Source organism: Streptococcus sp. 2018162 (assembly GCF_019754175.1).
Taxonomy (GTDB): Bacteria; Bacillota; Bacilli; order Lactobacillales; family Streptococcaceae; genus Streptococcus; species Streptococcus hashimotonensis.
Genome location: NZ_JAIJZP010000003.1, coordinates 119,093 through 133,972 on the forward strand (window position 1 = coordinate 119,093; position 14,880 = coordinate 133,972).

9 protein-coding genes and 1 pseudogene are annotated in these 14,880 nt (G+C 40.1%); 7 read left to right on the forward strand and 3 right to left on the reverse strand.

Features of this window, described 5'->3' with window-relative positions; translation table 11 throughout:
* Positions 1 to 147: 147 nt before the first annotated feature.
* Positions 148 to 1,149, forward strand: coding sequence for an adenosine deaminase (gene add, locus K5Q22_RS04525; protein ID WP_205013721.1), 1,002 nt, complete (start codon positions 148 to 150; stop codon positions 1,147 to 1,149).
* A gap of 44 nt (positions 1,150 to 1,193) precedes the next feature.
* Here add and K5Q22_RS04530 read toward each other — a convergent pair whose 3' ends face one another.
* From K5Q22_RS04530 to K5Q22_RS04540, 3 genes are read right to left on the reverse strand one after another with little or no spacing between them, the layout of a single operon-like run.
* Positions 1,194 to 1,976, reverse strand: a complete 783-nt coding sequence (locus K5Q22_RS04530; RefSeq protein WP_205013656.1) for an ABC transporter permease — start codon at positions 1,974 to 1,976, stop codon at positions 1,194 to 1,196.
* 16 nt (positions 1,977 to 1,992) lie between these two features.
* Complete coding sequence (locus K5Q22_RS04535; protein ID WP_014638281.1) at positions 1,993 to 2,700, reverse strand: ABC transporter ATP-binding protein; 708 nt, start codon at positions 2,698 to 2,700, stop codon at positions 1,993 to 1,995.
* A complete protein-coding gene (locus tag K5Q22_RS04540; RefSeq protein ID WP_014638280.1) occupies positions 2,693 to 3,067 on the reverse strand; it encodes a GntR family transcriptional regulator in 375 nt (124 codons plus the stop codon). The genes K5Q22_RS04535 and K5Q22_RS04540 overlap by 8 nt, the downstream gene beginning before the upstream one ends.
* Positions 3,068 to 3,220: 153 nt before the next feature.
* On the opposite strand from K5Q22_RS04540, the gene K5Q22_RS04545 reads away from it, so the two are divergent.
* The 6 genes and pseudogenes from K5Q22_RS04545 to K5Q22_RS04570 all read left to right on the forward strand — a co-directional run bounded on the left by K5Q22_RS04545 (position 3,221) and on the right by K5Q22_RS04570 (position 14,849).
* Positions 3,221 to 6,331 (forward strand): DNA polymerase III subunit alpha, encoded by a 3,111-nt coding sequence (locus K5Q22_RS04545; protein WP_205013655.1) that lies wholly within the window; start codon positions 3,221 to 3,223, stop codon positions 6,329 to 6,331.
* Positions 6,332 to 6,415: 84 nt separating this feature from the next.
* Entirely contained in the window at positions 6,416 to 7,426 is a 1,011-nt protein-coding gene (gene pfkA / locus K5Q22_RS04550) for a 6-phosphofructokinase (protein ID WP_105116314.1), read from the forward strand.
* A 65-nt stretch (positions 7,427 to 7,491) separates the two neighbouring features.
* Positions 7,492 to 8,997, forward strand: a complete 1,506-nt coding sequence (pyk, locus tag K5Q22_RS04555; RefSeq protein WP_205013654.1) for a pyruvate kinase — start codon at positions 7,492 to 7,494, stop codon at positions 8,995 to 8,997.
* Between the two features lie 160 nt (positions 8,998 to 9,157).
* Positions 9,158 to 11,156: pseudogene (locus K5Q22_RS09905) on the forward strand (IdeS/Mac family cysteine endopeptidase); the annotation flags it as partial.
* Between the two features lie 2,143 nt (positions 11,157 to 13,299).
* Positions 13,300 to 13,752, forward strand: a complete 453-nt coding sequence (locus K5Q22_RS04565; protein WP_024406927.1) for a hypothetical protein — start codon at positions 13,300 to 13,302, stop codon at positions 13,750 to 13,752.
* Between the two features lie 644 nt (positions 13,753 to 14,396).
* The gene (locus K5Q22_RS04570; RefSeq protein ID WP_024385326.1) at positions 14,397 to 14,849 is read left to right on the forward strand and encodes a hypothetical protein; all 453 of its coding nucleotides are present in this window, start codon (positions 14,397 to 14,399) and stop codon (positions 14,847 to 14,849) included.
* Positions 14,850 to 14,880 lie beyond the last annotated feature (31 nt).

Consider the following 14,880-nt stretch of genomic DNA (forward strand, 5'->3'; position numbering starts at 1 on the left):
AAGAACGACTGATAGTCGTTCTTTTTTTGTCTGTGAATGATACAACTGAAAACAAGTGAAAGTTCAGGTTTTATGGTAAAATTCTTGTTTTTCTTCAAAAATATGATATGATAGTTAACAATATACCAGACGGAGGTTGTGTTAACAGTGTTGAATGTAAATGAATTGGTCAAAACAGAGTTGCATTGTCATTTGGATGGCTCATTGTCCCTCGGAGTCATTCGACAATTGGCACAGATGGCTAAAATCACTATTCCTGCAGAAGATGAAGCATTAAGAAAATTAGTTAGTGTTCATGGAAAAGTTGATAGTTTAATGGCTTATTTAAAGTTATTTGATTTTGTTCGCCCACTCTTACAAACTGCATCAGCTTTAGAATTGGCAGCCTATGATCTTGTACGACAAGCTGCAAGAGATAAGATCATTTACATTGAGGTTCGTTTTGCACCAGAACTGTCGACGGATCAAGATTTGACTATTTTAGAAGCGGTCTCAGCAGTTTTAGTTGGACTAAATAGGGGGCAGGAAGATTTTGGAGTGGTTGCTAAACTTTTGGTTTGTGGTTTAAAGCAAACGAATCCGAATCAAACGAAGGAACTCTTTTCGGCTATTGCTGATTTGGCACCAAAAGGACTTGTGGGATTTGATTTCGCAGGAAATGAAGCAGACTATCCTACGGAAGAACTTCGGGATATTATTCAATTTACTCAGTCACTAGGTTATCCCATGACTTTCCATGCCGGAGAATGTGGATGTGTGACCAATGTGATTCAAGCTCTTGAACTTGGGATTAGAAGGATTGGTCATGGCACAGCACTTACTCGCAATCCTGAAGCTATCCAAGCTTTTGTCAATAGCGGAGCAACACTTGAAATGTGCCTAACATCGAATCTTCAAACTGGTGCAGCTGATTCGATTGAGTATTTTCCATATCGTGAGCTAGTTGAGGCAGGAGCAACCATCACAATCAACACAGATAATCGTACCGTTTCTAATACTACACTTAATAGAGAATATCAGTTATTTGTAGAATATTTTGGGACTAGCAAGGCTGATTTTTATCGCTTCAATCAAAACGCTATTCAGGCAAGTTTTGCCAGCGAAGAAGAAAAGAAAGTTTTGTTGGAACTCCTAGACCAACAGTATTAAGAAAAAAAGCTCTATACCGGTCGATTAGACCAGTAAAGAGCTTTTTATTGTAGATTTAATTTCTTTGTCATAATGAAGTGGGTTCCAAAGTAGTAAGCAAAAGCTAGGATAATATTGACTAATGCTAAGACTGGACTTGGATAGAGAGAAAATGGTGTAGAATAAGTTGTTTCTAAGTTACTTAGGACAAAGAAAGTGCTAAATACTCCAGTAACGATGAGAATGCCGATATACGTCAAGATTGCAAAGAGGAAGCGATGATCCTTGAATAATTGACCGACAGATATAGAGAAGTAGATCAAAAGGATACCAGTAGTAATTTCAATTAAATAATAGACAATCTGACTGAATAGAACTGTCCAGTCGATATCTTGAACAAAAGTTTGTATTTCTGGCATAATAGCCTCTTCGCTTGCTACTAGAATGACTGCAAGGATGATTCCGATTGAAAGTAAACAAGTAATCCCTGCCAAGATATACCAAACAATAGATGCAAGCAGTTTGCTTAAGATGATTTGATGGCTAGATACGGGCAAGGTCATAGTGAGATAACCTTGTCGGCCATAAACATTTTTTCTAAAACGATTGATGACTAGGACAAATGTTGATAGGAAGAGTGCCGCAATCAAAACTCCGAAAGTCATAAAGGAGGTTCCCAATAAGACCATCTCTCCACCACCAGGTTCAGTATTACCAGCCTGTGCACGGAGGGTCAATGCTTGTAGCCAAAAACCAAGTACTGCTGATAGGGCTAGAGCTGCAATATAAATTCCCAAATACCATTTACCTACGGATTGAAATTCGTATTTCAATAATTTTTTAAACATAGCAATCTCCTTCTAACTAAGCCTTAAAATCTTGGCGGAAGAGTTCATCAATAGATTCTCCACTTTCAATTCGCAAGTCATCTACATTTCCATGGCGAATAACACTTCCGTAGTGTAGGAAAATAACCTCGTCCAAAATTTGCTCGACATCTGAAATTAAGTGAGTAGAGATAATAACAGAGGCAGTCGGAGAGTAGTTGTTGACGATGGTTTTTAAAATGTAGTCTCGAGCGGCAGGGTCAACACCACCAATTGGCTCATCTAAAACATACAGCTGTGCTTGACGGCTCATCACCAGAATGAGTTGGACTTTTTCCTTATTCCCCTTAGAGAGATGTTTCATACGACTGTTTAAATCAATGCCCAAATCTTGTAAAAGATGGAGAGCACGCTCCTTATCAAAATCAGCGTAAAAATCTTCAAAAAATGTAATTGCTTCGAGCACTTTCATATGCTCATCGAGATAAGTCGTATCTGGGAGATAAGACACAATTGCCTTGGTTTCTGGCGATGGGGTGCGACCATTGATCAATACTTGACCATATTCTGGTTGCAACAGACCGTTGATCAATTTAATCATGGTCGTTTTACCCGAACCATTTGGTCCCAAAAGTCCTATGATTTTTCCAGCAGTCAACTTCAAATTGACATTATTTAGGGCGACAGCTCCACCATAAGATTTTGAAACTTGTTGTAGCTCAACCAAAGTATATGCGTTATTCATAAGTGACTCCTTTCAAATAATCATCTAACTGGCCAGTGAGGTCGTCGTGTTTGAACCCCAAATCTAACATATTGTTCACAAAATTCTCGAGTTCCTTTTGTGCTAAATGTAGGCGAGTTTGTGTAATCAATTCTTGATTATCTGTTACAAAGCGACCTGTTGTACGAACCGAGTAAACAAAGCCTTCCGTTTCTAAATCAGACAAAGCGCGCTGAACGGTATTTGGATTGACGCCAGCAATTTCGGCTAAGTCACGAACAGTGGGAAGTTTATCTCCAGATTTTAATTGATTAGTCACAATCTGCAATTTAATAGTATTGCTGATTTGAATATAGATGGGGATGTTATTATCAAATTTCCAAGCCATAATCATTTCCTTTCTAGGATGACACCGTGTTTATGTCTTATCTTAATAATACAATAAACTATATAAATTAGCAAGAAAAATGTTTTGAATTTTTAAAAAATATTTTTGGATAAATATTTGATATAATAGAAGAAACATGAAAAGGAGAATACCATGCTGGCACAATTAGATACAAAGACAGTTTATACATTTATGGATAGCATGGTGACGATAGAAAATTATGTAGGCAGGGCTAAAGAGCTTGGTTATCACGCATTGGGGATAATGGATAAAAACAGTCTTTATGCAGCCTATAGTTTTATGGAATCCTGTAACAAAATGGGGCTTCAACCAATTATTGGTTGTGAACTGGACTGGAAATTACAGGGAGAGGAGCAGGACGTCACTACTCAATTGATTGCTCTGACAACCAGAGGTTATCGCAATCTATTGAAAATTTCGACTGCTAAGATGACAGGGCAAGATGATTTTGAAACCCTTCGTCAATATTTAGTCGACATAGCAGTGGTTGTTCCTTATTTTTCTGGCATTGAGCACCTTGAGTTAGGTACTAACTATTATATCGGAGTGACGGTTGACACACCAGTTCAAGACTTTAAGCAAGCAATACTCCCAATTCATACGGTTCGTTTTTTTGAAGAGGAACAATTGGAAAGTCTACAGGTTCTCCATGCTATTCGAGATAATATTCCACTTAATCAAGTTGCAGATATAGATAATCGACAAAAGCTTTTATCGGCTGATAGCTTAACCAATCTATTTTCGAATCGGTTTCCGCAAGCAGTTGATAATTTACGTGACTTGGTTGCAGGGATTTCTTATCAATTAAATACAGATTTAAAATTGCCGCGTTTTAATCGTGACAGACCTGCAGTGGAAGAATTATACGAGCGCTCCTATCAAGGATTAGAAGAGAAGGGCTTGACTAATTCACTGTATAAGGAACGCTTGGAAAAGGAATTATCCATTATTCATCAAATGGGATTTGATGATTATTTCTTGATTGTATGGGACCTACTTCGTTTTGGACGTAGCCAAGGGTACTACATGGGAATGGGGCGCGGTTCAGCTGTTGGAAGCCTAGTTGCCTACGCCTTAAATATCACAGGTATCGACCCAGTTAAGCATAATCTTCTCTTTGAACGCTTTCTCAATGCTGAACGTTATTCAATGCCCGATATTGATATTGATATTCCAGATATTCATCGAGCAGATTTTATTCGTTATGTACGAGATCGTTATGGTTCAACCCATGCTGCTCAAATTGTAACCTACTCGACATTTGGAGCTAAGCAGGCCATTCGTGATGTATTTAAGCGTTTCGGAACACCTGAATATGAGTTAAGTAATATAACCAAGAAAATTTCATTTAGAGATAGTCTTACTTCTGCCTATCAGCGAAATGCCGCTTTTCGTCAGATTATCAATAGTAAGATAGAGTACCAAAAAGCTTTTGCGATTGCTCAACAAATTGAAGGGCAACCCCGACAGACTTCTATCCATGCGGCAGGGATAGTGATGAGTGATGAGGATTTGACAGATACCATCCCTCTTAAAATAGGGGATGACATGCTGGTAACCCAATATGATGCACATGCTGTTGAGGCGAATGGTCTGTTGAAGATGGATTTCCTTGGCTTACGAAATCTGACCTTTGTGCAAAAAATGGCAGAAGGAGTACGTGAACGTTATCAGCAGGAAATTGATATTGCCAAGATAGATTTAGAAGACAAGAAAACATTGGAACTTTTTGCTGCTGGTCGGACTAAGGGAATTTTTCAATTTGAACAGCCTGGTGCGATTAGCCTGCTTCGAAGGGTCAAACCTGGTCGATTTGAAGATATAGTTGCAACAACGAGTTTGAATAGACCGGGGGCTAGTGATTATTCGGATAACTTTGTAAAACGCAAGCATGGACAAGAGACAGTTGATTTGTTGGACCCAACCATTGCACCTATTTTACAACCGACTTATGGTATCATGCTTTATCAGGAACAGGTCATGCAGATTGCACAGGTCTATGCAGGCTTTACGCTTGGAAAGGCTGATTTACTCCGCAGGGCTATGTCTAAAAAGAATGCCCAGGAAATGCAGGCAATGGAAGCGGAATTTTTACAGGGAGCACTGAAAAACGGACATGCTGAAGAGAATGCAAGGGAAATATTTGGTATGATGGCTAAGTTCGCTGGATATGGTTTTAACCGTAGCCACGCCTATGCTTATTCAGCCTTAGCCTTTCAAATGGCTTATTTCAAGAGTCACTATACGGATGTCTTTTTTGATGTCATGCTCAATCATTCTAGCAGTGCTTATATTGAAGATGCGATGCAGTTTGACTTTGAGGTGGCTCGACTCACGATTAACAATATTCCTTATCACGATAAGTTTGATAAAAGTAAGGTTTACCTAGGATTAAAAACACTAAAAGGTTTGCCTAAAGATTTAGCTTTGTGGATATTGGATCATCGTCCCTATAAGTCTGTAGAAGATTTTATTTTGCGCTTGCCAGATAATTTCAAGAAAAAAGATTTACTAATCCCTCTTATTCAGATTGGTTTATTTGATGATTTTGACGCCAATCGTAAAAAGATTATTGAAAATCTAGACAATCTCTTTGTCTTTGCAGAGGCGATTGGTACATTTTTTGCAGAGGAGAGTTATAGTTGGACAGATGTAGAAGATTACAGTGACAGCGAAAAATTTATGCTAGAGCAGGAATTGCTAGGTGTTGGTATTAGTCCCCATCCTTTAGTCACTATTTGTCGAGAGTCTAAGCGTAGTTTTACAGATTTGGCTGATTTAGCGGTTGGCAATCGAGCGACCGTTCTTGTGCAGATTCAAGCTATTCGATTGATTCGTACCAAAAAGACTGGGGAGCAGATGGCATTTCTTCGAGTGACAGATACCAAGAGGACGCTTGACGTAACTCTTTTCCCAGAATCTTATCGCCAATACGCTTCTATTTTGGAAGAAGGGGGAATGGGCTACATCACAGGTAGAGTGCAAGAGCGCGATGGACAGTTGCAATTAGTTCTAGAAAAATTAGAGCCTGTCAGTTTGGAGAAATTTTGGATTCTTTTGGAAAATCGAGAACACGATTATGCCGTTGCTCGTATTTTGGATAAATATAGAGGAAGCATTCCAGTAGTACTTCATTATCAAGATAGTAATCAGACAATTCAAGCTGAGCATCACATGGTTATGAAAACGCCTCAATTAGAAGAAGAGTTAAGTGAATTTGTTATGAAAACGATTTTTCGATAAAAAAATAGCAAAAAGTCAAGCAAGTTTAGGTTAAGTATGTTATAATAGGGCAGTTAAAATGAAAAGTTAAAGGAGCATTAACGAATGAAACGTATTGCTGTTTTGACCAGTGGTGGTGATGCCCCTGGTATGAACGCTGCTATTCGTGCAGTTGTTCGCCAAGCAATTTCAGAAGGAATGGAAGTTTATGGAATCAACGAAGGTTACGCAGGTATGGTTGCGGGTGATATCCATGAATTGTCTGCACGTTCTGTAGGTGATGTTATTTCACGTGGAGGAACATTCCTTGGTTCAGCTCGTTATCCAGAATTTGCCAAATTAGAAGGGCAACTTAAAGGGATTGAGCAATTGAAAAAACATGGTATCGAAGGTGTAGTTGTTATCGGTGGTGATGGTTCTTACCACGGAGCAATGCGCTTGACGGAGCATGGTTTCCCAGCTATTGGTGTACCTGGTACAATTGATAACGACATCGTGGGTACAGATTTTACAATCGGTTTTGATACAGCTGTAACAACTGCTATGGATGCGATTGATAAAATCCGCGACACTTCATCAAGTCACCGTCGTACTTTCGTTGTTGAAGTAATGGGACGTCATGCGGGAGACATCGCTCTTTGGGCTGGTATTGCTTCTGGTGCAGATGTTATCGTTGTTCCAGAAGAAGACTTCGATATCAAGGATGTTGTTGACCGTATTAAAGCGGGCTACGACAATGGTAAGAAACATAGCATCATTGTTTTGGCTGAAGGTGTTATGCCAGCTGCACAGTTTGCTGAAGAATTGAAAGCAGCAGGCGATACAAGTGATCTTCGTGTGACAGAACTTGGTCATATCCAACGTGGTGGTTCTCCAACAGCGCGTGATCGTGTACTCGCTTCTCGTATGGGTGCTCATGCCGTTAAATTGCTTAAAGAAGGCCGTGGAGGTCTTGCAGTAGGTATCCGTAACGAGCAAATGGTTGAAAATCCAATTCTTGGAACTGCAGAAGAAGGTGCATTGTTCAGCTTGACTGCTGACGGTAAGATTGTGGTTAATAATCCGCATAAAGCAGATTTGGAATTGGCTGATTTGAACCGTAATTTGTCAATCTAGGCATCGTTGTTTTAAAGTGTTAATTAGGGTCATAAGACCATTGAAATAAAAGGAGTTTTGTTAAGATGAACAAACGTGTTAAAATTGTTGCAACCCTTGGTCCAGCGGTAGAAATCCGCGGTGGTAAAAAATTCGGTGACGATGGTTACTGGGGTGAAAAATTGGATGTTGAGGCATCAGCACAGAAAATCGCTGCTTTGATTACAGAAGGCGCTAATGTTTTCCGTTTCAACTTCTCACACGGTGACCACCAAGAGCAAGGTGACCGTATGGCAACAGTTCGTCGTGCAGAAGAAATCGCTGGTAAAAAAGTAGGTTTCTTGTTGGATACAAAAGGTCCAGAAATCCGTACAGAATTGTTTGAAGATGATGCAAAAGAATATGCATATTCAACTGGTGACAAATTGCGTGTTGCTACAAAACAAGGTATCAAATCTACCAAAGAAGTGATTGCTTTGAACGTTGCAGGTGGTTTGGATGTCTTTGACGATGTTGAAGTTGGTAAACAAATCCTTGTTGACGACGGTAAACTTGGCTTGACTGTTGTTGAAAAAGATGCTGTAAACCGTGAATTTGTTGTTTTGGTTGAAAACGATGGCGTTATCGCAAAACAAAAAGGTGTTAACATTCCTTACACTAAAATTCCTTTCCCAGCACTTGCAGACCGTGACAACGCAGATATCCGCTTCGGTCTTGAGCAAGGTTTGAACTTCATTGCCATCTCATTTGTACGTACTGCAAAAGACGTAGAAGTTGTTCGTAACATCTGTAAAGAAACTGGTAACGATCACGTTCAATTGTTTGCGAAAATCGAAAACCAACAAGGTATCGATAACATCGATGAAATCATCGAAGCAGCAGATGGTATCATGATTGCTCGTGGTGACATGGGTATCGAAGTACCATTTGAAATGGTTCCAGTTTACCAAAAAATGATTATCACTAAAGTGAATGCAGCTGGTAAAGCAGTTATCACAGCAACAAACATGTTGGAAACAATGACTGAAAAACCACGTGCAACTCGTTCAGAAGTATCAGACGTATTCAACGCAGTTATCGACGGTACTGACGCAACAATGCTTTCAGGTGAGTCTGCAAACGGTAAATATCCAGTTGAATCAGTTCGTACAATGGCAACTATTGCTAAAAACGCACAAACTCTTCTTAACGAATACGGTCGTTTGAACTCTGATCACTTTAACCGTGCATCTAAAACAGAAGTTATTGCATCTGCAGTAAAAGACGCTTGTCACTCAATGAACATCAAGTTGGTTGTAACAGTTACTGAAACTGGTTACTCAGCTCGTTCAATCTCTAAATACCGTCCAGATGCTGATATCTTGGCAGTAACATTTACTGAGAAAGTACAAAAATCATTGATGCTTAACTGGGGTGTTATCCCAGTTGTAACAAACCGTCCAGATTCAACTGACGATATGTTTGATTTGGCTGAACGTATTGCCAAAGAGCAAGGTCTTGTTGAAGCAGGAGATGATATTGTTATCGTTGCTGGTGTGCCTGTAGGTGTTGCAGGTTCAACAAACACTATGCGTGTTCGTACAGTAAAATAATCAAAAAGGTCCTCTTGGACCTTTTTGTCGTGATTATGGAAATAGACTATGAATTTCTTTCAAACGCTTGTTTATAAATATTTTCTTGGGGGATGTGGAAATAAAAATAAGTCGTAAATAGAATAGTTTATTCAAATTTTTGATGATAAACGGAGGAAAGATGAACATTCAAGAACGATTTTCTTTGAGAAAATCAGCGGTTGGCTTGGTCTCAGTCTCTTTGCTATGTACTATTCATACATCCACTGTTGCTGCAGATACAGTTGTTACAGGAGTGAATGAAATAATTGAAGAATCACAAGTCAAGGATGAGGCATCTATTGAATCAGAAAAAAATGAATCCCTAGATGGTTCTAATCTTGAAATTGTAGAGGAAATAGCAGACAACATCCCATCACCTGTTATCGCTGAAGGAGAAATAGCGGTAGAGATGAAAGTTGACGGAGGGACCGAGAATGTAGTTTCTAGAAATGATACAGAAGTTACGACGAGTGAGCAAAATCAGATAGAGGTTGCTGAGACAAAAGAAATTTTGAATCAGACCAGTTATCAAACGGAGAGTGGCGAGCAACGACAAATTATATGGGCTCATGGAATTACCCCTCCTGCAATGGAACAAAGCGGTGGTTTTGTAAAGGAAAAGTATGGAGACTATTTAAACTATACAGCACCATTTGAGGCAGGAAAAGGCTATTATGATACCAATAAAAGTCTCAATGCTTCATTTATTGACCTTAACCTATGTTTTGCGGCCGTGTCTTCCAACATGGTACATTGGTGGTTGGAACAGAATAGTTCCTATGTTGAGCGATATCTCAAGGAAAAAAATAGTACAGTAAATGTTGGGGAAAACTATGCAATAACGGACCTACGTCGCTATATTGATTCGTTCCAGGATCAGCAAAATAGTCGAGTCTTTGATATGTTCAAAACTTACTACGGTTATCGTACAAATGGTTTTGTGTCAGATGCCTTAGTTGACTTGTTTATTAATGGATATAAACCTAAGGTACAGGGTGGTGTCAATCTGGAAGATAGCCAGTTAGTACCAGATAATAGGGGTGGCTTTTTCTACGACGTTTTCAAAGAGAAAAAACTGACAAATCGTATTTTCAGTGGTAGCTATGAGCGTTTTGGTGAGGACGTTCGAACTGTTTTGGAGAGCAAAGGATTACTCGGTCTAACTTATAGAACATTAGGCTATGCAACGCATATTGTGACGGTATGGGGTGCTGAGTACGATAATCAAGGTAAGATTAGGGCTGTCTATATCACTGATTCTGATGATCAACAAGAACAAATTGGTTTGAAGCGTATGGGAATCACTCGTGACGCTTCTGGAAATCCACGTTTGAATAATCATGTGAAAAACAATTCAGCTGGGGCGCTTTTGGATTATGTCCATACGATTCGTCTTGGTCAAGACTTATGGGAAGAATATTTCAATCCGCTTGCAAAAGCCAAAGAAATAGCTAGTCAGATACTAGCTGATACAAAGAAGGCGTTGGTTCTGTCTATTCAAGGACAATCTGAATTATCAGAATCGGCACGTGTAACATATCTTGAAAAGTTAGATAGGCTATATGATCAAGGTGTGTTAGCTATTCAAAAAGCAGAAAGCTCCGAGCTACTTAATGTTGCGTTAGAGGATAGTATAAAAAGTTTAGACTTCCCTATGTCAGCAGTTGGAGAAGCTCTGACAGCGGAGTTGCCAGCAGGCGAGCTTCCGCCCAATGCAGATGAAAATTCTCAGCTATCTCCAGAAATCTGCTCTGCAGATGGGAAAGAAGAAAAAGGGGATGTTGCCCTTGTTGTAGATAGTATCAATCAACCCGTCTTACCAGTAGACGACCAGGCGATATCGCCTGTAGCAGTCATTGGTGAACCAGTAAATGATGAACAGTTAGTTGCTAATGAAAACCAGAGCCAGTCAACTATAGATTTAGAGGAGGAAACTCAAGTAGAGGGGAGCGATCTACCAGTAGTAGTTGATCAAGATGCTGTGAAAAATGATGAGGTAGTCCCTGTGGAAGAACTTCTTGAATCAGAAACAGTTGAGAATCAGAGGTCAGAACTTCTATCAGGTCCCATAGGCATGGAGGGGGTAAATGTAAAAGAAGAAGATCAAGTTGCGACGACTGTTACTGAACAACCCGCCACCACAAAAGACACAACAGTCGAAGCATTTCTCGACGACCCAGCTAGTGCAGAAAGCGAAACCGTCTCCCAACCAGCCCCAATTTCGTCTCCAGACAGGTCAGATATTCCTGTTCAACCAGAAGTCACAGAAGTCTCTGTGGAGGTAGGAGAAACAGCTATTCCTCCTGTTGCGTTGCCAGAAACCATCTCTGCTCCAGTAGTTGAAGCCTCTCTCGACGAACCGGCTAGTTCAGAAAGCGAACCAGTCTCCCAACCAGCCCCGATTTCGTCTCCAGACAGGTCAGATATTCCTGTTCAACCAGAAGTCACAGAAGTCTCTGTGGAGGTAGGAGAAACAGCTATTCCTCCTGTTGCATTGCCCGAAACGGTCTCTGCCCCAGTAGTTGAAGCCTCTCTCGACGAATCAGCTAGTTCAGAAAGCGAACCAGTCTCCCAACCAGCTCCAATTTCGTCTCCAGACAGGTCAGCTATTTCCGTTCAACCAGAAGTCACAGAAGTCGCTGTGGAGGTAGGAGAAACTGATATTTCTCCTGTTGCATTGCCCGAAACGGTCTCTGCCCCAGTAGTCGAAGCCTCTCTCGACGAACCAGCTGGTTCAGAAAGCGAACCAGTCTCCCAACCAGTCCCAATTTCGTCTCCAGACAGGTCAGATGTTCCCGTTCAACCAGAAGTCCCAGAAGTCTCTGTGGAGGTAGGAGAACCAGCTATTCCTCCTGTTGCATTGCCCGACACGGTCTCTGCCCCAGTAGTCGAAGCCTCTCTCGACGAACCAGCTAGTGCAGAAAGTGAAACCGTCTCCCAACCAGCCCCGATTTCGTCTCAAGACAGGTCAGATGTTCCCGTTCAACCAGAAGTCCCAGAAGTCTCTGTGGAGGTAGGAGAACCAGCTTTTCCTCCTGTTGCATTGCCCGACACGGTCTCTGCCCCAGTAGTCGAAGCCTCTCTCGACGAACCAGCTAGTGCAGAAAGTGAAACCGTCTTCCAACCAGCCCCGATTTCGTCTCAAGACAGGTCAGATGTTCCCGTTCAACCAGAAGTCCCAGAAGTCTCTGTGGAGGTAGGAGAACCAGCTATTCCTCCTGTTGCATTGCCAGAAACCATCTCTGCCCCAGTAGTCGAAGCCTCTCTCGACGAATCAGCTAGTACAGAAAGTGAAACGGTCATCCAAACTGAAACAACTTTAGTTCCTGTTGCTGAGGATATTCCAGCTTTACCTGGGCATTCAGCAATTCGTGTGGTCGAATCAGTAGCTACATCATCTACTATTTCTGAAAAACACAGGTTTGTAGATGGCGGAGTTTCTTCCGCATTAAAAGTGGATTCTGAGGGGGGGACTAATGAGTCGAATGCTCCTCGAGTTGAATTTCTGACAGAAGGAACGACAGAAAGCGTCTTGGCTGAAGCAGATAGGTCTTCAATCTTAACAGAAACAAAGGTGATTCAACCGAATACATTGATGAATGATTTGGAGAGTAAAGAAAAAATCTTGGTCCCTAAATCCAAATCATTGGACAGTGTTAAAATGGATATGAGTTCTCAGGAGATTGTATTGCCAGAAGTTCCAGAGAAAGAGCCTCAGATGTTCAGAAGAGAAATGGATGAAGAACGCAAAGAAACCGAGCTATTTGAGCTGGTTGGATCTGTGGCAATTGTAGGAAGTACCTCTCAATCCTCAAATAATATGAGGGAATATGGTCAGAATCCGGCTCTTCACTCCAAAACGGATACAAAGCAAGTTTTAAGTGTGGAACAATCTTCAAAACCAGGTACAAATGCTTCTGGGCAGATTATTGGAGTTAGCCTATTAACTCTCTTACTTGGTAGTGTTTGGGGACTATTAAAAAAAGCAAGTAGGAAGCAATAATCAAGGGTTAGAGAGTGAATAATTAGCGATTATCTATTGTAAAATTTACTTCGGAAGTATATTAAGACTCATGAAAAATAGATAAAAAGCTGGGAAAATCCATTGCTATAAGTGGGAAGTTCAATTACAATTATCTTGTAACAATCAATCGAATGCATTCAAAAAAATTGTTACGGATGAAAGAAACTATTCCAGTTGGATTAGTTCATCATATTGCTAGTTTATAGTTTGAGTTTAAGTGATATGAATACAAGATAATAGAAATTGGAGACAACGTTATGAACTTTTCAAAAAAAGTAAAGAATTTCGCCATGCTTTCAGTAGCCTGCATGAGTACAGGTCTTACAGCGCTTGCCCCTGTTGTTAGCGCCAATACATCTGAATCAAATACTTACGTAAAATATAATACAAAAGAGACGGTTACTTACCGTCGCAGCTCAGCTGTGGATGTGACATTATCACAAAAAACAGGTATTCCAGGTGCACGAGTAGAGGTAAAACTAAAACAGAAATATGCAGAAGCACCAGATGTTTACTTCATTTTGGGTGAAAACTATGTTATCCCACTCGATCAAACACCATCTGGCGACTATGCAGCTAATTTGACAGATGCAGATTTGAAAGGTGCAAAAAGATTCCGCTTAGAAATTATTAGTAAAATTCCACACGGTTCAGCAAAGAACATTGTAGAGAATAAATCATTCAAATTAGAGCCAAGTTTCCGTCGCTAGGATAAGGTTTAAAATTTGTTAAAAATTAGCTCATTTTAATATGATTGTTAATGGAAACGAGGCTGGGCATAAAGTCCAGCCTCGTTTCTTAGAGTTTGCGTCAACATCTCAGCGCATTGGTTGATTGTCAGATTTGTTCGTGTTTTACACTTCAAATCTGATCTCTACGACTGATGCGAACTTTGTTCGCTATATCTCCAACCTCCAAAGGTTCCCCGAACCTTTTGAAGTAGGAGATATAGGCTGACGGTAGTCAGCTCACATCATTCACAGTCTGGGAATAGACCGTTTCAGCTCAACAACTAGAAATAAAGACTTGTTGACGAACTCTTTTGTCAAGTCAACTTCTTTCCCACTCCTGTTTCTCATAGTCTCAGAGCTGTGGATATGAAGAAATCTGATATAGTAAATTATCTAAGGACAGTCATAAAAACTCATGAAAAATAGATAAAAAGCTGGGAAAATCTGTTGCTATAAACAGAAATTTCAATTAGGATTATCTTGTAACAATCAACAGAATGCATTCAAAAAATTTGTTACGGACGAAAGAAACTATTCCAGTCGGATTAGTTCATCATATTACCATTTTATAGTTTGAGTTTGGGTAATATGGACATAAGATAATAGAAATTGGAGAAAATGTTATGAACTTTTCAAAGAAAATGAAAAATTTTGCCATGCTTTCAGTAGCCTGCATGAGTACAGGTCTTACAGCGCTTGCCCCTGTTGTTAGCGCCAATACAGCTGAATCAAATACTTACGTAAAATATAACACAAGAGAAACAGCTAATTACACTCGTAATTCATATGTGGATGTGAAATTGACACAACAAACTGGTGTTCCTGGTGCGCAAGTAGAAGTATTCTTGAAACAATACTATGACGAAGCGCCAGATGTTTACTTCGTTTTTGGGGAACATAACTGTATTCCACTTGAACGCACAGCGTCAGGATCCTATATTGCTAACTTGACAGATGAGGATTTGAAGGGCTCAAAAGATTTCCATGTTGAAATTATTAGCAAAATCCCTTACGGAACACATAAGCATATTGTAGAAAGTAAATCATTCAAACTAGAATCAAGTTTCCGTCGCTAGGATAAGATTTAAAATTTGTCGAAAATCCCCC